The 21,449-nt window shown below is 70.8% G+C and carries 16 protein-coding genes and 1 pseudogene; 6 read left to right on the forward strand and 11 right to left on the reverse strand.

From position 1 onward, the window contains the following. Nucleotide 1: 1 nt before the first annotated feature. Nucleotides 2–1,180 carry an ADP-forming succinate--CoA ligase subunit beta gene (sucC, locus tag ACLQ27_RS09000; RefSeq protein ID WP_425866313.1) on the reverse strand — a complete coding sequence of 393 codons (1,179 nt, stop codon included), beginning with the start codon at nucleotides 1,178–1,180 and terminating at the stop codon, nucleotides 2–4. Between the two features lie 478 nt (nucleotides 1,181–1,658). Then, nucleotides 1,659–2,063 carry a cobalamin B12-binding domain-containing protein gene (locus ACLQ27_RS09005; protein ID WP_234590185.1) on the reverse strand — a complete coding sequence of 135 codons (405 nt, stop codon included), beginning with the start codon at nucleotides 2,061–2,063 and terminating at the stop codon, nucleotides 1,659–1,661. A gap of 440 nt (nucleotides 2,064–2,503) precedes the next feature. Here ACLQ27_RS09005 and ACLQ27_RS09010 point away from each other — a divergent pair, with 440 nt between their 5' ends. Together ACLQ27_RS09010 and ACLQ27_RS09015 are read left to right on the forward strand one after the other, a co-directional pair. Further along, on the forward strand, nucleotides 2,504–3,211 hold the full coding sequence (locus ACLQ27_RS09010; RefSeq protein WP_234590189.1) for a M23 family metallopeptidase: 708 nt from the start codon (nucleotides 2,504–2,506) through the stop codon (nucleotides 3,209–3,211). Between the two features lie 273 nt (nucleotides 3,212–3,484). Beyond that, nucleotides 3,485–4,246: a M23 family metallopeptidase gene (locus ACLQ27_RS09015; RefSeq protein ID WP_425866316.1), complete on the forward strand. Its 762-nt coding sequence runs from the start codon at nucleotides 3,485–3,487 to the stop codon at nucleotides 4,244–4,246. Nucleotides 4,247–4,349: 103 nt separating this feature from the next. Here the strand turns inward: ACLQ27_RS09015 and pcrA are convergent, their stop codons facing one another. Beyond that, the gene (pcrA, locus tag ACLQ27_RS09020) at nucleotides 4,350–6,755 is read right to left on the reverse strand and encodes a DNA helicase PcrA (protein WP_425866318.1); all 2,406 of its coding nucleotides are present in this window, start codon (nucleotides 6,753–6,755) and stop codon (nucleotides 4,350–4,352) included. Nucleotides 6,756–7,070: 315 nt separating this feature from the next. Here pcrA and ACLQ27_RS09025 point away from each other — a divergent pair, with 315 nt between their 5' ends. Continuing rightward, nucleotides 7,071–7,460: a chorismate mutase gene (locus ACLQ27_RS09025; protein ID WP_425866320.1), complete on the forward strand. Its 390-nt coding sequence runs from the start codon at nucleotides 7,071–7,073 to the stop codon at nucleotides 7,458–7,460. Nucleotides 7,461–7,574: 114 nt separating this feature from the next. Here ACLQ27_RS09025 and ACLQ27_RS09030 read toward each other — a convergent pair whose 3' ends face one another. The 8 genes from ACLQ27_RS09030 to ACLQ27_RS09065 form a co-directional block, all read right to left on the reverse strand. Then, nucleotides 7,575–8,588, reverse strand: coding sequence for an ABC transporter ATP-binding protein (locus tag ACLQ27_RS09030; protein WP_308195420.1), 1,014 nt, complete (start codon nucleotides 8,586–8,588; stop codon nucleotides 7,575–7,577). Beyond that, nucleotides 8,581–9,609: an ABC transporter ATP-binding protein gene (locus ACLQ27_RS09035; RefSeq protein ID WP_234590213.1), complete on the reverse strand. Its 1,029-nt coding sequence runs from the start codon at nucleotides 9,607–9,609 to the stop codon at nucleotides 8,581–8,583. The genes ACLQ27_RS09030 and ACLQ27_RS09035 overlap by 8 nt, the downstream gene beginning before the upstream one ends. A 25-nt stretch (nucleotides 9,610–9,634) precedes the next feature. Continuing rightward, a complete protein-coding gene (locus ACLQ27_RS09040; protein WP_234590197.1) occupies nucleotides 9,635–10,594 on the reverse strand; it encodes an ABC transporter permease in 960 nt (319 codons plus the stop codon). Continuing rightward, nucleotides 10,587–11,513: an ABC transporter permease gene (locus ACLQ27_RS09045; RefSeq protein WP_007465043.1), complete on the reverse strand. Its 927-nt coding sequence runs from the start codon at nucleotides 11,511–11,513 to the stop codon at nucleotides 10,587–10,589. The genes ACLQ27_RS09040 and ACLQ27_RS09045 overlap by 8 nt, the downstream gene beginning before the upstream one ends. A gap of 149 nt (nucleotides 11,514–11,662) precedes the next feature. Continuing rightward, complete coding sequence (locus ACLQ27_RS09050) at nucleotides 11,663–13,303, reverse strand: peptide ABC transporter substrate-binding protein (protein ID WP_357494382.1); 1,641 nt, start codon at nucleotides 13,301–13,303, stop codon at nucleotides 11,663–11,665. A 666-nt stretch (nucleotides 13,304–13,969) separates the two neighbouring features. Beyond that, nucleotides 13,970–15,133 (reverse strand): thioester domain-containing protein, encoded by a 1,164-nt coding sequence (locus tag ACLQ27_RS09055; protein ID WP_357494384.1) that lies wholly within the window; start codon nucleotides 15,131–15,133, stop codon nucleotides 13,970–13,972. A 189-nt stretch (nucleotides 15,134–15,322) separates the two neighbouring features. Continuing rightward, a complete protein-coding gene (locus ACLQ27_RS09060) occupies nucleotides 15,323–16,009 on the reverse strand; it encodes a response regulator (protein WP_039906898.1) in 687 nt (228 codons plus the stop codon). Nucleotides 16,010–16,011: 2 nt separating this feature from the next. After that, on the reverse strand, nucleotides 16,012–17,277 hold the full coding sequence (locus ACLQ27_RS09065; protein ID WP_234590204.1) for an ATP-binding protein: 1,266 nt from the start codon (nucleotides 17,275–17,277) through the stop codon (nucleotides 16,012–16,014). A 159-nt stretch (nucleotides 17,278–17,436) separates the two neighbouring features. Here ACLQ27_RS09065 and ACLQ27_RS09070 point away from each other — a divergent pair, with 159 nt between their 5' ends. From ACLQ27_RS09070 to ACLQ27_RS09080, 3 genes and pseudogenes are all read left to right on the forward strand, one after another. After that, the gene (locus ACLQ27_RS09070) at nucleotides 17,437–19,353 is read left to right on the forward strand and encodes a PspC domain-containing protein (protein ID WP_425866324.1); all 1,917 of its coding nucleotides are present in this window, start codon (nucleotides 17,437–17,439) and stop codon (nucleotides 19,351–19,353) included. Next, nucleotides 19,350–19,533, forward strand: a pseudogene (locus ACLQ27_RS09075) (hypothetical protein); the annotation flags it as partial. The gene ACLQ27_RS09070 and the pseudogene ACLQ27_RS09075, both read left to right, overlap by 4 nt. Nucleotides 19,534–20,172: 639 nt before the next feature. Further along, complete coding sequence (locus ACLQ27_RS09080) at nucleotides 20,173–21,426, forward strand: phosphatidylserine decarboxylase (RefSeq protein ID WP_425866326.1); 1,254 nt, start codon at nucleotides 20,173–20,175, stop codon at nucleotides 21,424–21,426. Nucleotides 21,427–21,449 lie beyond the last annotated feature (23 nt).

Genomic DNA, 21,449 nt, shown 5'->3' on the forward strand with positions numbered 1-21,449 from the left:
ATCAGACCCCCGCAGCTGCCAGCTCGGCGGCCCGCTCGGCCGCGCCGTCCATGGTGTCCACCCGCTGCACGAGCGGGTTGTTCGCGCCGTCCAGGATCGCCCGGCCGGCCTCGGCGTTGTTGCCGTCGAGGCGGACGACGAGCGGCTTGGTGACCTGCTCGCCGCGCTGCTCGAGCAGGGCGAGCGCCTGGATGATGCCGTTGGCGACCTCGTCGCAGGCGGTGATGCCGCCGAAGACGTTGACGAAGACGCTCTTCACGGCCGGGTCGGAGAGCACGATCTCCAGCCCGTTCGCCATCACCGCGGCGCTCGCGCCGCCGCCGATGTCGAGGAAGTTGGCCGGCTTGACGTTGCCGTGCCGCTCACCGGCGTACGCGACGACGTCGAGGGTCGACATGACCAGACCCGCGCCGTTGCCGATGATGCCGACCTCGCCGTCGAGCTTGACGTAGTTGAGGTCCTTGGCCTTGGCGGCCTGCTCCAGCGGGTCCACGGCAGCCTGGTCGACCAGGGCCTCGTGGTCCGGGTGCCGGAACCCGGCGTTCTCGTCCAGGCTGATCTTGGCGTCGAGCAGGAGCATCCGGCCGTCGCCGTTCTTGGCGAGCGGGTTGACCTCGACCAGCGTGGCGTCCTCGGCGACGAACGCCTGCCAGAGGCCGACGGCGATCTCGACCACCTGGTCGGCGACCTCGGCCGGGAAGCCGGCAGCGGTCACGATCTCGCGGGCCTTGGCCTCGTCCACGCCCTTCACGGCGTCGATCGGGGCCTTGACGACCTTGTCGGGCGTCTCGGCGGCGACCTGCTCGATGTCCATGCCGCCGGCGACGCTGGCGATGCAGAGGAAGGTGCGGTTCGCCCGGTCGAGCAGGTACGAGAAGTAGTACTCCTCGGCCACGTCCGCGGTCACCGTGATCATGACCTTGTGGACGGTGTGACCCTTGATGTCCATGCCGAGGATGTCGGTGGCCCGAGCCACCGCCTCATCCGGGCCCTCGGCCAGCTTGACGCCGCCGGCCTTACCTCGGCCGCCGACCTTTACCTGCGCCTTGACGACCACACGGCCGCCAAGACGTTCGGCGATCGCGCGGGCCTCTTCCGGGGTAGTGGCGACGCCGCCGGCCAGCACGGGCAAGCCGTGCCGCTCGAACAGGTCCCGCCCCTGGTACTCGTACAGGTCCACGATTGCGCGTCCCGTCCCGTCTCCGCGGCGCGCCGTCGCGCCGCCACCAGCGTTCAGAAAACAGTTTGACGCCTGTCATCAGTTGAAACAGGCCATTGGCGGCAGCCTAGCGAGGTGGGCACGGCCGGCAACCGAGCGGGTGCACGGTGTGCGGTAATGCACAACTCCGTGTCGAGTGGGGCGGATTCCGGCCGCGCCGTGCGCGGCGTCAATCGTCCGGACGATGTTGCCGGGGGTCCGTAACCCGCCCGTCGGGGCGTCGTTGAGTCAGGTGTCGGCGCGCTGAGCAGCGCAAAGACGGGATACGGCCGATGCCCTGTCGGTCGAGGGGTGGCGGCGGGGCATCGTGCATAGAGGGGCCGGACGTGTGAGGGGTGCGTCCGGCCCCTCCCCCGTGCCCAGATCCGGTCGGCGCAGCAGACCGACGCAATCGACGCGGTGGACCGACGTGGTCGGCTCGGCGCAGCGGACCGCTGTCTCAGGCGACCGGCTGCGCGACGTTCTCCCGGACCCACTCCACGATCGCCTGCGTGGTGGCGCCCGGCGTGAAGATCTTCGCGACGCCCAGCTTCTCCAGCTCGGGGAGGTCGCCGTTGGGAATGATGCCGCCACCGAACACGACGATGTCCCGGGCGTCGCGCTCGGTCAACAGCTCCAGCACCCGACGGAAGAGCGTCATGTGCGCACCGGAGAGTACGGAGAGACCCACCGCGTCGGCGTCCTCCTGGATGGCCGTTTCCACGATCTGCTCGGGCGTCTGGTGCAGGCCGGTGTAGACGACCTCCATCCCCGCGTCGCGCAGGGCGCGGGCGACGACCTTCGCGCCGCGGTCGTGGCCGTCCAGACCTGGCTTCGCGACGACGACCCGAATACGAGAGCTCATCAGCGCACACCTTTCACCGGCTCCACGGCCTTCACCTGAACGAACGGTAACCCGCCCGGCCGGGCCCGGGAAATCGGGGCTGGAAACCCGTCCGACATTCTGCCGCGCCCGGACACCGCCGTCGGCACCGTCGATCGAGGCCGTCCCGCCCGGGCCCCGGCGTCAAGCCGGACGACTCCGCCGGATCGGTCACGCTCGGCGACGAACGGGTGGTTACGGGGGCACCGTTCGACGGCACGATGCGTGACAATCTTGGACGCAAACGGACAGATCGACACGCCAATTCGGCGCTTCGGCTTGTGGGTCGCCTGGTGGTTGGCTAACGTGTCCACGGTTGTCATCAGGTCCATGGACGGGTGACGACGCGGTCGGCAGACGTTCATCTGAGCTTCACGGACGTCCCACCGGCCGCCTCGGAACCCCGACAACGGAGGGTGTGCGTGCGCCAGCGCCTGTCGTCTGAGCCCGATCGATATCGCGGTCGCCGCCGCGTACCCACCCCCCCGCGTAGCCGTTACGCGGCAGTCGTCACCACCGCCTTCGTCGGCGCGGGCATCGTCGCGCTGGGCGCGTCGGCGCTGCCCGACGCCAAGGACGTCAGCCCGACCGTGCTCGACGAGCTCAAGCAGGCGTCGATCACCAGTCAGGACGTCGCGGCCCGTGCGGACAACGCCGAGCGCGCCTCCCGGGACAGCCGCACGAAGGAAGCGGCCGAGCCCGAGGTCTGGATGCTGCCGCTGCAGGGCTACGACTTCAACTCCCCGTACGGCATGCGGTGGGGCAAGCTGCACACCGGCGTCGACCTGGTCGTCCCCGAGGGCACCCCGTACGTGGCGGTCCACGATGGCCTGGTCACCAAGGCCGGCTGGTTCGGCGGCTACGGCTACGCGGTGATCGTCCAGCACGCCGACGGCAGCGAGGCCATCTACGGTCACTCCTCCGCGCTCAGCGTCAAGGAGGGCCAGCAGGTCAAGGCCGGCGACCAGCTTGGCCTGGTGGGCCAGACCGGCCACGCCTACGGCACGCACCTGCACCTTGAGCTTCATGTCAAGGGCGCCCCGATCGACCCCGTTCCGTACCTGCAGGAGCGCGGAGTGGACATCAAGCTGCAAGTCGAGGCAATCTACAGCGAGGTAGCGGGTTCCTGACGCTGCGTACCGCCCGTTGACCGCCCGGATCTGCTGATCCGGGCGGTTTTTTCGGCTCGGTCCACGGCTGATGTCTGCTGGATCACAGGACGGACTGTGACCGACAGCACGGCACGGCATGATCACTTTTCCGGACGGACCGCGTCAGACCGGTGCATAGCAGGTCAGTCGGCCTGCCGCCCCCGGTTCGGACGCGCGGTCCCGGACGGTCGTCCAGCTCGGCCCGACACCAGTATTTCGAGGTCAAGTGCCCCTCGACTGTGAAGGTCCGCCGTGCAGGAAGACAGCCCCGTCCAGAACGAGAACACCCCCGACACCACCGTCGAGCAGCCGGGACGTGCCCGCCGGCGGAACCGCCTCATCGTGGTCGGCGCGGCCGCGCTGGTCGCCCTCGGCCTGGGCGGGGTCGCCGTAGCCACCTCCGGCCCCGACCGCCCGGCACCCACCGCCGTCTCGCTCGACGCCCAGTCCCGCGCCGAGGCCGCCAGCCGGGCCGACCGCTCGGCCCGTGAGTCGAGCGCGCCGGCGTCTCCGTCGGCCAGCCCGACCGTGAGCCCGTCGACGGCAAGCGCCAGCCCGACACCGACGAAGACGGCCACCGCCAAGCCGAAGCCGAAGAAGACCACCCGGCCGACGGCCGCCTGGGTCGACCCGATGCCGGGCGCCTCGGTCACCTCCTGCTACGGCCAGCGCTGGGGCACCCTGCACGCCGGGATCGACCTGGCGCTGCCCTCGGGGACCCCCATCCACGCCGCGGCCGCCGGCACGGTCACCCAGGCCGGCGACGCCGCGGACGGGTACGGTAACTCCGTCTTCATCGACCACGGCAACGGCTACCTGACCCACTACGCCCACCAGAGCCGCATCGCGGTCACCGTCGGGCAGAAGGTCAAGGCCGGTCAGGTGATCGGCTACGAGGGCGCCACGGGCGACGCCACGGGCCCGCACCTGCACTTCGAGGTGCACCAGGGCATGTGGAACCAGATCGACCCCGCGCCGTACATGCGCGCCCACGGCGTCAACCTGGGCTGCTAGCTCCCCCGTCCCCGCCCCCACCGGGCCGATCTTGCACTTTCTGTCCCGACATCAAGGGCACAACCGCCCATGTCGACGACCGGAACTGCAAGATCGGCGCGGGTTACAGCTTGTCTACCGGGGCATGGCGGAGGACCAGCCACATGGTCTGGTCGCCGAAGTCGATCTGAGCGCGGGCGCCCGGGCCGTGCCCCTCCACGGCGAGCACGCGCCCCAGCCCGTAGCGCTGGTGGTTGACCCGGTCGCCGGCGGCCACCTTCGGCCCCTGCGGCAGCTCGCTGGCCGTGGTGAGGCGACTGGCGTCCACGCCGAGCCGCTGGGCCAGCTGCGCCGCCTTCGGCGTACCCCCGGTGAAGGTGCCGCGGCCGCCGGGCGCACGATCGGCACGACCGCCGACGCCGCCGCCCCCGCCGACCCACGAGGTGTACGACCCCTCGGTGCGCTCCCAGCGCACCAGCTCCGGTGGCAGCTCCTCCAGGAACCGCGACGGCGGGTTGTAGGACGGCTGCCCCCAGGCCGAACGGGTCACCGCCCGGGAGAGGTAGAGCCGCTGCCGAGCGCGGGTGATGCCCACGTACGCCAGTCGGCGCTCCTCCTCCAGCTCGCGGGTGTCGCCCAGCGAGCGCAGGTGCGGGAACACGCCGTCCTCCAGCCCGGTCAGAAAGACCACCGGGAACTCCAGGCCCTTGGCGGTGTGCAGCGTCATGAGGGTGACGACGCCCTGGTGGTCGGGGTCGTCGGAGGGGATCTGGTCGGCGTCGGCCACCAGCGCGACCTGCTCCAGGAAGCCCGCCAGGGTGGCCCGGTCCCCGTCGGCGCCGGTCGCCTCGATCCGCTCGGTGTACTCCCGGGCGACGCTGACCAGTTCCTGGAGGTTGTCCACCCGGCCCGCGTCCTGCGGGTCCAGGCTCTCCTCCAGCTCGGTGAGGTAGCCCGAGCGGGTCAGCAGGGCCTCCAGCACCTCCTCCGGGGTGCCGGTCTCGGCCAGCTCCCGAGCGCCGTCGAGCAGCGCCACGAAGTCGGCGATGCCGTTGGCCGCCCGGGTGGAGATGCCGGGCGCCTCCCGGGCCCGGCGCAGCGCCGCGCCGAAGGAGATCCGATCACGGCTGGACAGCGCCTCGACGCACGCCTCCGCGCGGTCGCCGATGCCCCGGCGGGGGGTGTTCAGCACCCGCCGCAGACTCACCGTGTCGTCGTCGTTGACCACCGAGCGCAGGTACGCGAGGGCGTCGCGGACCTCCTTGCGCTCGTAGAAGCGCACCCCGCCGACCACCTTGTACGGCAGGCCGGCGCGGATGAACACCTCCTCGAAGACGCGGGACTGCGCGTTGGTGCGGTAGAAGACCGCGACGTCACCGGGGCGGGTCTCGTCGGCGTCGACCAGCCGGTCGATCTCCCGGCCCACCCAGTCCGCCTCGGCGTGCTCGGTGTCGGCCACGTAGCCGACGATCCGCTCGCCGTCACCTGCCTCGCTCCACAGCCGCTTCGGCTTGCGGGAGGTGTTCCGGTCGATCACCGCGTTGGCCGCGTTGAGGATGGTCTGGGTGGAGCGGTAGTTCTGCTCCAGCAGGATCGTCCGCGCGTCGGTGAAGTCCCGCTCGAACTCCAGGATGTTGCGGATCGTCGCGCCCCGGAAGGCGTAGATCGACTGGTCGGCGTCACCGACCACGCACAGCTCGGCCGGCTCCAGCCCGTCGGTGCCGGAGACCAGCTCCTTGATCAGGACGTACTGGGCGTGGTTGGTGTCCTGGTATTCGTCGACGAGGACGTGCCGGAACCGCCGCCGGTAGCTCTCCGCGACGTGCGGGTGGGACTGGAGCAGGTGCACCGTCGTCATGATCAGGTCGTCGAAGTCCAGCGCGTGCGCCTCGCGCAGCCGGCGCTGGTACAGCGTGTACGCCTCGGCGAGCGCCCGCTCGTTGGGCCCGCTGGCCCGTGCGGCGAACTGCTCCGGGTCGACCAGCTCGTTCTTGAGGTTGGAGACCTGGGCGGCCAGACCACGCGCCGGGTAGCGCTTCGGGTCGAGATCCAGTTCGCGGGTGACCAGCTGCATCAGGCGGCGGGAGTCGTCCGCGTCGTAGATCGAGAACGTCGATTTGAGGCCTGCGTGCTCGTGTTCGGCGCGCAGGATGCGGACGCACGCCGAGTGGAACGTCGACACCCACATCAGTCGGGCCCGCGGGCCGACCAGCGCGGCGACCCGCTCCTTCATCTCGCCGGCCGCCTTGTTGGTGAAGGTGATGGCGATGATCTCACCGGGATGCACGTCCCGTGCGGCGAGCAGGTGGGCGATCCGGTGGGTGAGCACCCGGGTCTTGCCGGACCCGGCGCCGGCCACGATCAGCAATGGGGAGCCGGCGTGGCTGACGGCGTCGCGCTGCGGCCCGTTCAGCCCGGCGAGGAGCTGCTGCGGATCGAGGCGGACGGGGGCCGACCCGGGCCGGTGCGGACGGGCCGGCGCGGACTCCGGCGCGGGCGGGGACGCGGGAATGTCGAAGAGAGGATGCATCGCGCGCCAAGTCTATGCCGCCAGCCGGACACTTCCCGACCGCGCCGTCCGTCGGGCCGGGCCGCCGTGCCGGCGCCGGAAGCACCCGAGCGGGGCCGCCCTTTTGCGCCGGAATCCTTGCGCGCCGGCCACCGTCGTGGGCATACTCGACGGCGTGATCGCTGCGCGCTACTACTTTTACTACGGCACCGGGAGTCCGGCTGCCGTAGGTCGCGCCTGATCGACAGACCTGCGAAAAGCCCCGGGCTCCTGGAGTCCGGGGCTTTTTCCGTCCCGGGTTCCGGGCACCGGGCACCACAGCACGAGAGGTACCCGATGATGACAGACGTGGTGGAGCAGAACGGTGGCCCGGCCGGGCCGGAGGCGGGACAGCCCCCGGCGAGCGGGAGCGTGCCGGAGGTGGTGCCTTCGGTGCTCGGCGGCGACCCGTCCGACGCACGGACCGGCACCGTGGAGCCGACCGCCGCTGCGCGGATCGTGCAGATCAGAGAACGGATCGACGAGATCGACCACGCGTTGATCGCGCTCTGGCAGGAGCGGGCCGCGCTGTCCCAGGAGGTCGGGGCGACCCGGATGGCCTCCGGAGGCACCCGCCTGGTGCTCTCGCGCGAACGGGACATCCTGGAGCGCTTCCGGCTCGCGCTCGGCGCCGACGGCACCCAACTGGCGCTGCTGCTGCTGCGCGCGGGCCGCGGGCCGCTCTGAGGCGCCTCGGCGAGCCGCCGGTCGGTGACCCCACCGGCGGCCCGCTCAGCGGACCCCGGACAGACGAAACCGCCTGCCGTCGTCGTGGTGACGTCGGCAGGCGGTTCCGGTGACTCACACCTCGTGGGTGGCGACGATCTCGCGACGCTCCGCGAAGTGGCAGGCGCTCGGGTGGTCCGAGTCGCGCCGGATCTCCAGCAGCGGGACCTGCTCGGCGCAGACCTCCTGCGCCTTCCAGCAGCGGGTCCGGAACCGGCAGCCCGAGGGCGGGCTGATCGGCGACGGCACGTCACCCGTGAGCCGGATGATCGTCTTGTTGTTCCGCTGGGTCGGGTCCGGCACCGGCACCGCCGAGAGCAGCGCCTGGGTGTACGGGTGGGTCGGCCGCTCGTAGATCTCGTCCTCGGTGCCGATTTCAACGATCTTGCCGAGGTACATCACCGCCACCCGGTCCGACAGGTGGCGAACCACCGACAGGTCGTGGGCGATGAAGATGTAAGACAGCCCCAGCTCGCTCTGCAGCTTCTCCAGCAGGTTCATCACCTGGGCCTGGATGGAGACGTCCAGCGCCGAGACCGGCTCGTCGCAGACGATCACCTCGGGCCGCAGCGCCAGCGCGCGGGCGATGCCGATGCGCTGACGCTGACCGCCGGAGAACTGGTGCGGGTACCGGTTGATGTGCTCCGGGTTGAGCCCGACCAGGTCGAGCAGCTCGCGGACCTTGGCCCGACGGCTACCCCGGGGCGCCACCTCCGGGTGGATCTCGAACGGCTCCCCGATCAGGTCACCGACCGTCATCCGCGGGTTCAGCGAGGTGTACGGGTCCTGCATGACCAGCTGGATCTGCCGACGCAGCCGACGCAGCGCCCCACCGGAGAGCTTGGAGATGTCCTGGCCCTTGTAGACCACGCTGCCGGCGGTCGGCTTCTCCAGGTTCATCAGAACCCGGGCGAGGGTCGACTTGCCGCAGCCGGACTCGCCGACGACACCGAGCGTCTCGCCGGCCCGCAGACCGAACGAGACCCCGTCGACGGCCTTGACCTGACCGACGGTCTTCTTGAACACCACACCCTGGGTGACGGGGTAGTGCTTGACCAGGTCACGGACCTCGAGGATGTTCTCAGACACGGTTCACCAGCTCCTCGGCGAAGTGGCAGGCGCTGGCCCGGGCGGGGCCCACCTGGAGCAGCGGGGGGACCTTCTCCCGGCACACCGGCTGCGCCATCGGGCAGCGCGGGTTGAACGGGCAGCCCGGCGGGATGTTCATCAGGTTCGGCGGGAGGCCCTTGATCGTCCGGAGCTGCTGCCCCTTCTCGTCCAGACGCGGGATCGAGTCGATCAGACCCATCGTGTACGGGTGCGCCGGCTTGGCGTACAGGTCGTACACGTCGGCTTCCTCGACGATCCGGCCCGCGTACATGACGGCGATCCGATCGGCGACGTCGGCGACCACACCGAGGTCGTGGGTGATCAGGATCATGCCCATCTGCCGCTCACGCTGGAGCTCCGCGAGCAGGTCCATGATCTGGGCCTGCACCGTCACGTCGAGCGCGGTGGTCGGCTCGTCCGCGATCAGCACCTCGGGGTCGAGCGCCAGCGACATCGCGATCATCGCGCGCTGCCGCATACCGCCGGAGAACTGGTGCGGATAGTTGTTGAACCGGCCCTTGGCGTTCGGGATCTTGACCTGGTCGAGCATCTCGATCGCGCGCTTCTTGGCCTCCGCGCGACCCAGACCCCGCCGAACGCGGAACTGCTCGGCGATCTGGAACCCGACGGTGAAGACCGGGTTCAGGGCGGAGAGCGCGTCCTGGAAGATCATCGCGATGCCCTCACCGCGGATGCGGCGGCGCTCCTCGGCGGACATGCGGAGCATGTCCTTGCCGTGGAAGCGGACGTGCCCACCGGTGACGAAGCCGGGGGGCGTGTCGAGGATGCCCATGATCGTCTGCGCCGTGACGCTCTTACCGGAGCCGGACTCGCCGAGCACGGCGAGGGTCTCCCCCGCGTCGACGTGGTACGTGACCCCGTTGATGACCTTTGCGACGCCGTCCCGGGTACGGAACTCCACCCGCAGGTCGTCGACCTCGAGCAGCCGGCCGGAGGGGCGCCCGGACCCGCCGGATCCCGGCGCGGACTGCTCAGACACGAGAATGTCGGACACTGGATCTCCCCTAGCGGAGTTTCGGATCGAGGGCCTCGCGGACCGCTTCACCGAGCATCACGAAGCTCAGCACCGCGGCGACGAGGAATGCGGCAGGGAAGAACACCAGCCCCGGCGCGACCCGGATGAAATCCTTACCCTCGCTGATCATGATGCCCCAGGACACCACCGGCGACTTCAGGCCGACACCCAGGAAGGACAGGGTGGCCTCGGCGCCGATGAACGAGCCGACCATGATCGTGCCGTAGACCAGCAGCGGGGCCAGGCAGTTCGGCAGGAGGTGCTTGAGGATGATCCGGCCACTGCCGGCACCCAGCGCGCGCGCCGCCACGATGTAGTCGGCCTCCTTGGTGGCGAGCACCGAGGAGCGCATCAACCGCATGACGACCGGCCAGCTCAGCACGATCAGCGAGATGATCACCAGGCCCATGATCTCGGCCTTGCTGTTGCTGCTGCCCGAACCGTTGAACGTGGTCAGGATGACGATCGCGCCGAGCACGAACGGCACTCCGAAGAACACGTCCGCGACCCGGCTGAGAATCGTGTCGACCCAGCCACCGAGGTATCCGGAGATGATGCCCATGGCGCCGCCGACCAGCAGGGTGCCGACCACGGAGAGCACGGCGACCACGATGGAGGCACGCGCGCCGTAGATGACCCGGGCGTAGACGTCCCGGCCCTGCAGGTCGTACCCGAACCACGCGTCGCCGGACGCCTTGTTGAGGCTGCGCGAGAGCGCTCCGTTGACCGGGTCGCCCGGGGCGAACAGCGACGGGAAGGCCGCCATCAACAGGAAGATGACGATGATCGTCGCCGAGATCCAGAACAGCGGCTTACGGCGCAGGTCCCGCCAGGCGTCACCGAGCAGACCACGGGGCTTCTCGTTGCTCTGCGGCCCGGGGGCGGCGGGGGTGTCGGTCGGCTGCGCAGCAGGGGTGCTGACAATCGAAGCGGTACTCGGGTCACTCATAACGGATCCTCGGGTCCAGGGCGGCGTAGAGCAGGTCGACCAACAGGTTCATCAACAGATAGACGACCACCAGTACGACCACGATGCCAACCACGGTAGCGCTTTCCTTGGTGACGATCGCGCGGTAGACCTCGCGCCCGATTCCGTTGATGCCGAAGATGCCCTCGGTGACGATCGCGCCGCCCATCAGGGCGCCGAGGTCGGTGCCGAGCAGGGTGACGACCGGAATGAGCGAGTTGCGCAGCAGGTGCACACCCACGACCCGGCGCATCGGCAGGCCCTTGGCGATGGCGGTGCGCACGTAGTCGGCACGGCGGTTCTCCGCGATGCTCGTTCGGGCCACCCGGGCGATGTACGCCACCGATGCGCTACCGAGCACGAAGCCCGGCACGATCAGCTCGGAGAACCGCATCTCGGACGAGACGGTCGGCTTGACGATGCCCCACTGCACACCCAGCAGCCACTGCAGCACGAAGCCGACGACGAACACCGGCAGCGCGAGCAGGAAGAGGGTCGAAACGAGGACCAGGTTGTCCAGGAAGCCGTTGCGGCGCAGACCGGTCAGGATGCCGGCGCCGAGGCCGATGACAGCCTCGATGGCGAGCGCGACCAGGGCCAGCTTCAGGGTGTTCGGGTACGCCGTGGCGATGATGTCGCCGATGTCGCGCTGGGAGAACGTCTGGCCGAAGTCGCCCTGGAGCAGGTTCTTCATGTAGTTGCCGTACTGCACGAAGACGTTCTGGTCCAGGTGGTACTTCTCGGTCATGTACGCGACGTACTGGTCCGGGCAGCGGCGCTCGCCGCACTTGCCGGCGAACGGGTCGCCCGGGACGGACCAGACGAGCCAGTAGATCAGGAAGGTCGAGCCGATGAAGACGGGCACGAGTTGGAGCAGCCGTCTCAACAGATAACGGCCCATGGGGTGGTCCTCCAGACAGGGGGCGCGTCGGACGGCCGACACGGTGGTGACAACGTGGCGAGTGGAGTGCTGTGGCATCCACTCGCGGAACGGCCCCGGGTCGGGCTCACCGGATGTGGCGAGCCCGACCCGGGGTCAGACCGTTCGGATCAGAGCTCGACCGAGGTGATGTCGAGTTCGCCGACGTTGTTCAGCTCGAGCTTCTTGATCTTCTCCGAGTGGCCGGACTGCTGGCCGTAGAAGTAGATCGGGATGCTCGGGACGTCCTGGTCGACCTTCTCGAGAACCTTGGCGAAGGCCTCGTGCGAAGCCTCCAGGCTCGGAGCAGCGCTGGCCTGCTTGGCCAGGGTGTCGACCTCCGGGTTGCTGTACAGGCCGTCGTTGGACGAGCCACCCTTGACGTAGAGCGGGTTGACCCAGTTCTCCACGTCCGGGTAGTCCTGCTGCCAGGCGGCACGGTACGGGCCGGTCATCTTGTGGGCGTTGATGTTCTGACGGAACACCGCGAAGGTCGGGATGCCCTCGGCGCGAGCCTCGATGCCGAGGTTGGTCTTGACCTGCTGCGCAACCGCGTCCATCCAGTCCTTGTGGCTGGAGTCCGAGTTGTAGTAGAAGACCATCTCGCCCGTGAAGCCACCGGCCTCGGTCAGCAGCTGCTTGGCCGTGGTCGGGTCGAACTTGCAGGCGGTGCAGTTACCCGGCTTGGCGCCCGGGGTCAGCGGGTTCGCCCAGCTGTCGGCCGGCTTGCGGGTGCCGAAGAAGATCTTGTCCGAGATCTCCTGCCGGTTGATCGACAGCGAGACCGCACGACGCAGCTTCGGGTTCTGGAAGCGCTTGTCGTAGATCGGGAACGCGATCAGCGCGGTCGACGGCGTGACGGTGTTCAGGCCACGGTCGCCGAGGTCGGTCTTCCACTTGTCGCCGGCGAGCGCCGAGGTGGGGACGACCTCCATGAAGTCAAGGTTGTTGGCGAGCAGGTCGGCGTAGGCCGCCGTCTCGTCCTGGTACAGCTTGACGTCGACGTCCTTGATCTTCATCTTGTCGCGCAGGCTGTAGTCGTCGAAACGAGTCAGCTTGATGAGGACGTTGTCCTGCCACGACACGAACTTGACCGGGCCGTTGCCGATCGGCTTCTTGCCGAACTCCTCGGGCTTCATGGTGAAGAACGCGTCCGGCAGCGGCATGAAGGCGCTGTAGCCGAGCTTGGTCGGGAAGACCGCGGTCGGCGCGGCGAGGGTGACCTCGAAGGTCTGCTCGTCGATGACCTTCAGGCCGGAGAGCTCCTTGGCCGACGGGGCCGGGGCCTTCTGCGGGCCGTCCGGGCCGTCCGGGTCCTCGGTGTAGGTCTTGTCGAAGCCCGCGATGTCCGAGAAGAAGGAGCCGTTCTGCGCGCCGTTCGGCGAGTACGCGGCCCAGTTCCAGGCGTCGACGAAGTTCTTCGCCTTCACCTCGGTACCGTCGTGGAACTTGGTACCCTTCTTGATCTTGATCGTGAAGACCTTGGAGTCCTTGGTGTCGATGGACTCGGCCAGCGCGTTGCGCGGGGCCCCACCGTCGTTGGGGTACTCGACCAGGCCGGTGAACAGCCAGTCGATGACCTTGCCACCGCCGGTCTCCGTGGTGTTCGACGGAACCAGCGGGTTCTCCGGCTGGACGCCGTGGATGACGATCGCGCCATCCTTGCTGGCGGCGGCGTCGCCGTCGCCGTCACCGCTCGAGCAACCGCTCGCGACAAGCGCGGCAGCCGCGCTGAGCGCGATCGCGCTCGTCGCCCGCTTCGAGACTCTCATTCCGAGGGGCCTCCTCTTTCTAACCTGGTTCCGTCGTGGGTTTCACGCACGTTTTGGGGGTGACACCGCCCGACCACCCCGGGGCGGGGGTCGCCGGGACCACAGGGAAGTTTGGGGACACCCCTGATGTTCCGATCCGCCGGGCTCCCTCACCCGACGAGGCACGACCCTACGCAGGCGACACAGCCACGAACCCGCCGGGAACAGCGGAGGTCGTGGTCGTGGGCCGTACGGAGTGCCACACACCGAGGGTGAGGTGCTGCCACTGTGACACCCACTGGCCTCTTCCGTGAAGGTGCCGTTATCAAGCCGTTAGTTGCCCGCCACGTTGCCGATACTTGAAAAATGATCATAAAACGGTCGGGGTGGGTGTCTCCGACCTGGAAGTACATGACCTGCTCGGACGCTCGCGCCCCGCTCAGGCTCGGCTTCTGTGAGGTTTTTCGCTTGACGACCACGCGTTCCGGCGTCTGTCGCGGGCTCGACTTTCTTTGCCCGTCCGGACGAGGTCGACGTCGGCTGCACGGGCACCATGGTCGGCTGGGTGGCCGAGGGTGCCGCGGGCGTTTTTCTGATCATCAAAGTGGCGACCACGGCGGCTACGACGACACCGGCCCCGGCGCCGCCTGGAGGCGGGGCCGGGGCCGGTGGTGTGGCGGGGATGGATCAGGCGGTGAAGCGGACCTTGCGACGACGCACCACAAGGACGGCGACCGCACCCGCGGCGAGCAGCAGCAGACCGGCGGTCGCCGCCGCCGCGATCGGCGAACCGGTCAGCGGCAGGCCGCCACCGTTGCTCGCCGGCGAGGTGGACGGGGCCGGGCTGGCCGGCGGCGCCGAGTCCGACGGCGTGGCCGACGGGGTGGTCGGCGAGGCCGACGCGCTCGGGGTCGCCGACGGGGTGGCCGGCGGCGTCGTGGGAACGGCGGTGAAGGTGGCCGAGACCCGGGTGGTGACGGTGGCGCCGGTGCTGCCGCCGAGGATCAGCTTCTGCGCCTTCTTCGGGCCGGTGAACAGGAACACCCGGCCGAAGGAGACGGCGTCCTGCGCGGTCAGGGTCACGTCGACCGTGCCGGCGGCCTCGGCGGCCAGCCAGAACTGCCCGCCGTTGGTGGTCGTGGTGACCGGCTTGCCCTCGGCGTCGACGGCGGTGCCGCCGGTGGCCGCGACGGTGATGGCGCCCGCCGGACCACTGACCGTGAACGGACCGGCCTTGCCGCCGACCGTCGCGGTGGCGCTGGCCGGGCTGACCGACAGCTCGGCACGCGGCTCCGGCTGGTCGGTGGCGTTCTTGATGAGGTAGTCACGGACCTTCGTGATCACCTCGTACTGGTTGGGGGCCTGCAGGCCCTTCTCCCAGGCGCCCAGCTCGATGCCGTCACTGAAGTGCCAGACGGCGGTCTGGGTGCCGAAGTAGAGCAGGTTGTCGAGCTGCTTCTTGCCGATCTTGGTGTCCACGCCGGCGGCGGCGAGGAGCTTGGTGGAGTCGGCGTTCGGGTAACCGTGGGTCAGCACCCACTGCACCTTGGCGAGGTTCTTCACCTGGGACTCGTCCCAGGTGCCCTCCTCGTACTTGCCGTCGAGCTTCACGCTGGTGTGGTAGTCGATGCAGAACGCCGGCACCAGCTTGCCGTCGATCTTCAGAGCGAGCGCAGACGTGGTGCGCGTCTTGCCGTCGAGCTTCAGGGTGACCTGGCTGCCCTCGACCGCCTTGGCCACACCGGTGGCCGGGGCCGCGGCGGCGGCGCCCGCCACGCCGAGCGCCAGGGCGCCGCCGGCGACAGCCGCCAGGGCGACCCGCGCCCAGTGTCGTCCTCGTTGTCCCAACATCGAAGTGGTACCTCTTCCCCAGGGGTGACCCGCCATCGCGGGCACGCGCGTGAGCCGTCGTTTCCGCGGGATGCGACACCCACGCGCGGAAACGGGACCGGGGCAGTATGGGACGACGGCTGATCGTTTGTCAGCCCCGCCCAGCGGCATCCGTGGCATCTGCCCGAAATGCCGGGGCGGAGGAATAGATCACACGAGCCGGCGGTCCGCCGCCCAGCGCGAAAGCTCGTACCGGTTGGACATCTGGAGCTTGCGCAGCACGTTCGACACGTGCGTCTCCACCGTCTTGATGGAGATGAACAGCTCCTTGGCGATCTCCTTGTACGCGTACCCCCGGGCGAGCAGGCGCAGCACCTCCCGCTCCCGGTTGGTGAGCTGGTCCAGCTCCGGGTCGGCCACCGGGGCGTCCGGCCGGGCCGCGAAGGCGTCCAGCACGAACCCGGCGAGCCGGGGGCTGAACACCGCGTCACCGTCGGCGACCCGACGGATCGCCGCGGCCAGCTCGTCCGGGGAGATGGTCTTGGTGACATAACCCCGGGCGCCGGCCCGGATCAACCCGATCACGTCCTCCGCCGCGTCGGAGACGCTCAGCGCCAGGAACTTGACCTGCGGATGGCTGCGCCGCATCGCCTCCAGCACGGCACGGCCACCGCCGTCGGGCATGTGGACGTCGAGCAGCACCACGTCCGGGCCGGTGGCGGCGATCCGGGTGACCGCCTCGGCCACCGTGCTCGCCTCACCCACCACCTCGACATGGGCGCCCAGCTCGGCACGCACCCCGGCGCGGAACATCGCGTGGTCGTCCACCAGGAACACCCGCAGGCGTTCCGGGCGGCTGGTCGCCGGGTCGAGGTGCTCCATCGGCTGCTCGGCCATGGTCATTTGTTCCTCTCCGCTGCGGACGAGTCCCGGGAGATCGGCAGGATCAACCGGACCTCGGTCCCCTCCCCCGGGCCGGACCGGATCTCGGCCCGTCCGCCGTGCCGCTTCATCCGTCCGATGATCGAACCGCGTACGCCGTGCCGGTGGTCCTCCACCGTATCCGGATCGAAGCCCTTGCCCCGGTCCCGGACGAAGACGCTGACCTGTTCGGGCTCCACCTCGGCGTAGAGCGACACGGTCTGCACACCTGCGTGCCGGGCCGCGTTCACCAGCGCCTCGCGCGCGGCGGCGACCAGCGCGCCGACCTTCTCGTCAGTCTCCCGGTCGCCCACCACCACGGTCTCCACAGTGATGGCGAAGGTGTCCTCGACCTCGGCGGCGGCCTGCTCCAGGGCGGCCGCGAAGCGCTCGCTCGGTGACGCCGTGGGCTTGTAGAGCCAGTTGCGCAGCGAACGCTCCTGGCCCCGGGCCAACCGCTGCACCGTCTTGACGTCGCCGGCGTTGCGCTGGATCAGCGCCAGCGTGTGCAGCACCTGGTCGTGCACCATCGCGGCCAGCTCGGCCCGCTCCTGCTCGCGGATGCGGCCCTCGCGCTCCGCGCGGAGCTGGCTGTACGTCCGCCAGAGCACCGGCGCCGCGACCACGCCGACCCCGGCCAACCCGACCAGCGCGAAGATCACCCCGTTGATCACCGCGTCGAAGTTCTGTGCCGGCGAGTAGACCGCCGCGACACCGATGATGCCGACCGCGACCAGCACCCCGCCGCCGATGAACCGGAGCACGAAGGCCCGCCGGTCACTCTCCTCGACGACCGCCCCGAGCCACGGGACCGGCATCGTGTCGCCCCAGCGCCGTCGCCGCTCGGGCGCCGACTGGTGCCAGATGACCCCGGCGCCGACCGCGATGATGGCCACCAGCCAACCGGCGGTGCCCGCCGCGCCTACCGAGTCGAAGACCATCACCTGGATCAGCAGGACACCGAGCCCGATCCCGACGAACGGCAGGAGCTGGGCCACGTCGCGCCGGGGCGGCACGGCGGTGTCGCCGGGTCGCAGCGGCACCACCGCCCAGAAGGCCGCGTAGAGCAGCAGTCCGAGCCCGCTCAGCCCGAGCAGCACCATGAACGCGACCCGCACGCGCAGCACCGAGATGCCGAGGTGGTCGGCGATACCGGCGGCGACGCCAGCGGCCATCCGATGCTCGGGGGCGCGGTAGAGGCGCGGAGGCGGGGTCACGGTGCTGATCGCAGGCTCCCTGGTCACGGTGGTGGGCTGTCCGGATGTCGGTGAGTCCGATCGTCACACGCTGCGGCGTCCCCCGACCACGGGGACGCCCCCGACATTCCGGCCGCTCGGATCTCAGGGTGGGGTCAGGGTCGGGTCCTGAGGTCGTTCGGGCGAAGCGGGCAGCAGGATCGAGGCATGACCGAGGAAGCTGCCCCGCCGCCCCACCCCGGGTCGGCACAGCCGGGCGGTTCAGTACCGCCCGCCCCAGCCGGAACACCCGCCGGCTGGACCGAGCCCACCACGTTCGGCCCGCCCGCCGGCACCGGCCCGGCCGCCGAACCGACACCCGGCGCGTACGAGCCACCGAGCTACCCGCCCGGCGCCGGCTACGCGCCCGGCCCGGGCCAGGGGCCCGACGACGGCTTCGCGCCCGGCGCGGGCTACGGGCCCGGCGGCGGTACGACAGGTGCCGGCTACGGGGCCGGCGGCGGCGCGGGTACGCCTGGAGGGCCCGGTGGGCCGGGGCCGTCCGTGGGGCCGCTGGGCGGCACCGGCTTCACCTCGCGGTACGGGCTGGTCCGGCCGCGCGACGGTCGTTACCTGGCCGGGGTCTGCGCCGCGATCGGACGAGCCACCAACACCGACCCGGTGCTCTGGCGGGTGCTGCTCGCGGTGCTCGGGTTCTTCGGCGGCATCGGCATCCTGGTGTACGTCGCCGCCTGGCTGATCATCCCGAACGAGGGCGACACGGCATCCCCGGTGGAGTCGATGCTGGGGCGCGGCCGTTCCAGCATGTCCCCGGTGACCGTGATCGTGCTGGGCATCCTGGTGGCGGCCAGCTTCGGCTACATCGTCACCGACGCCTTCCGGGCCGTGCTGCTCGGCGCGGCCATCCTGATCGGCGGCGCGTTGCTGCTCAACCGGGACAGCCGTGGGCCACAGCCCGGCGCCCCGGGTGGGCCGGTGCCGCCCACTCCGACAGGTACGCCACCCGGGCCGGTTCCGCCGGTCGCCTGGCCCGCCCCGACGCACGGCACGGTGCCGTCCACCGGGCCGCTGGCGACCGCGCCGTTGGCGGATGGCGCTCCGGCGTACGCCGCCGCGGCGCCGGGTGAGCCGCCGAGCGCACCCGTGCACGGCACCCGGCCGGCCACCGCCACGCAGCCGTTCGCCGGCGCGCAGCAGGTGTCCGGGGCGGCGCTGTCGTCCGGGACCGGGCCGGTCTCCGGGCAGCCGGCCGGCGCCACCACGGGACCGCAGGAGGCCGCCTGGCCGGCGCCCGGGCAGAGCTGGCCGGGCAGCGACACGGCCGCCGAGGTCACCTCCACCGCCGGCTGGCCGTCGGCGCCGGTGACCGCCGTGCCCGCCGGTCCGTCGGGTTACCCGGTCTCGGCGACGCCGGGCGGGTACCGCCCACCGTTCGCGCCGCACGGCCCGTACGCCGCGCCGGCACCGGCCGCGTACCCACCGCCCAAACCACCGAAGCCGCCGAAGCGGCCCCGGGAGCGTTCGCCGCTCGGCGCGGTGACCTTCTCGCTGATCTTCCTGGCCCTCGGCGTCGTCGCCCTGCTCGACCTGCTGGACGTCTTCGCCGTCAGCGCTTCGGCGTACTTCGCGGCCGCGTTGGCGACGATCGGGCTGGGGCTGCTGGTCGGCACCTGGTTCGGTCGGGCCCGCTGGCTGATCGCGCTCGGCCTGGTGACCGCCGCGGCTCTGGGGACCGCCACGGTCGCCGAGTCCTACGACCGCATCCGCGGCGTGGACGGCGCGGTCACCTGGGCGCCCACCGACTACCGCGACCTCGCCGACCGGTACGAGAACAGCTTCGGTGACGCCGTGCTCGACCTGCGGGGCCTCGACTTCTCGAAGCAGGACAGCCAGGTGACCGTCGCGATCAATTTCGGTAAGGCGACAGTTGTCGTACCGCCGAACGTGGACGTCACCACCGTGGCCGACGTCAATGCCGGCGACGCCACCATCTTCGGCAACCGTTCCGGCGGGATCGACGGCCGCCAGCGGGAGTCCACCGACCTGGGCGCGGACGGCCCCGGCGGCGGGAAGCTGCGCCTGTACATCCACGTCAATGCCGGCAACCTGGAGGTGACCCGGTGAAGGCTCACCGTACGGACCTGCTCTCGTTCGCCTTCGGGCTGGTGTTCCTGGCGTTGTCGGCCTGGTGGCTGCTCGCCCAGCTGCTCGGGCTCGCACTCCCGCCGGTCGGCTGGTTCCTGGCCGGCGCGCTGATCCTGATCGGGATCTTCGGTCTGGTCGGCGCGTTGCGCTCCGGCCGATCCGGCCGCCCGGAGCCGAACGACGTCGCCGAGCCGGCCACGATCGCGGCCCCGCAACCCGGCACGTCGACCTCGGCGTTCGGGCCGGTCACCGCCGCCGAGCCCGGCGTGCCGACCTCCGGGGCACCCACCCCGACCTCCGGAGCGGGTGTTCCGGCGTGGACCGCCGAACACTCCACCTGGGACACTCCCCTGCCGCCCGAGGCCCCGACCGTGGCGACGCGGGCACCGGAGGCGCCGACCGCCGAGATGCGTCTGCCGGAGGCCCCGACCGCCGAGATGCGGGCACCGGAGGCGTCGGCGGACGCCATCCACCCGGCCTGGCTGGCCCACGGCGCGTCGGAGCCGCCGACGTCGCCGGTCTCCGGCCAGCCCGTTGACGGGAGTGACCAGCCGACCCGACCCGATCACCTCAGCACGACGACCGGCGACGATCCGGCGGACGATCGGGAGAGCCGACGGCGGGAATCCTGACCCTGCTCCCCGCCCGCGGCGGCCCGCACCACCTCCACGGCGGTGCGGCCGGCGCGGGCGGGCGCATATGCTGACCGGTGGAGATCTCGCCTCCGCCGGCCGGCCCGTCCCCGCCATGGCGCCCCGCCGCGATTCCCGTCTCTACCCCGTCAGGAGCCCGCCCGACATGACGCAGTCCCCCGCCATGCGTACCACCGGCCGGTCCGGTCCGGTCCGCATCGGCGAGCGAGCCGCCCGTACCCTCGTCGCCGAGCTGGCCCGGATGAACGACCCGAAGGCCGCCCTGCTGGTCGGCGCGAGCCCGGAGTCCGCGGTGCTGGCCGCGGCCATCGAGGCGTTGCTCCCCGGTGACCAGCTCACCGTGGTGCCCGCCGACTCGTCCGGCACCTCCGTGCTCCGCGAGCACGTCACCGCTCAGGGCCGATGGGTCGCCGACCGTGTCCGGGTGGTCGACTCGCTCGCCGACGCCGAGGCCGCCGCCGTGGTCATCGCCGGCGAGGCGTTCATCGGCACCGCCGAGGAGACCCGGAGCGGCGTCGACGGGTTGTCCAAGTACCTGACCGACGGCGGCGTGCTGAGCGTGGCGACGACCGCGACGCCGGGCCGGACGACCGGCGCGGCCACCGAGCTGGCCCGCCACGACGCCCTCTACGGCGTCGGCGGGGACCTGGTGCTGCGGAACACGCCGCCGGTACGCGTCTACCGACTCCGGTTCACCCCGGCCAGCCCGGCCGCGGCCGACCGGTTGGCCCCGGCGTACCGGCCGTCGAGCGTGCCGCTGACCCGGGGAATGCACATCGACTCCAACGGGGTGGCCGCGGCGGGCATCACGCTGGGTCTGGCGGCGCTGGCCCGGGTGGCGCGGCCGTCGAGCAGGTTGTGGCTGCTGCCGGCGCTGGCCGCCGGGCCGGTAGCCGCGTTCTTCCGCGATCCCCAGCGGGACGTCCCGGAGGACCCGAACGCCGTGGTGGCCAGCGCTGACGGCAAGGTCCTGTCGGTGCAGCGCCTGCACGACGAGCGCTTCGGCGACGGCGAGTGGCTGCGGGTCGCGGTGTTCCTCTCCGTGCTGGACGTGCACGTCAACCGGGCTCCGGTCGCCGGCAAGGTGGTGGACTACTTCGTCGCCGACGGCGGCTTCGTCAACGCGATGAAGCCGGACGCCGAGCACAACGTCGCCGCGTACACCGTTCTGGACACCAGCCGTGGCACGGTGGTGGTCGCGCAGCGGACCGGCCTGATCGCCCGCCGCATCGTGCAGCGGGCGCCGATCGGCGCGCTGCTGGCCAAGGGGGAGCGCTTCGGGCTCATCCGGTTCGGCTCGCGGACCGACGTCTACCTGCCGGCCGAGGCCGCGGACCCGCTGGTGGGGCCGGGCGACAAGGTGGTCGGCGGCTCCACGGTCATCGCCCGCTGGCGCTGACGTCGAGACGCGAAAAAGGGGCG

Source organism: Micromonospora sp. DT63, assembly GCF_049841615.1.
Lineage (GTDB): Bacteria > Actinomycetota > Actinomycetes > Mycobacteriales > Micromonosporaceae > Micromonospora.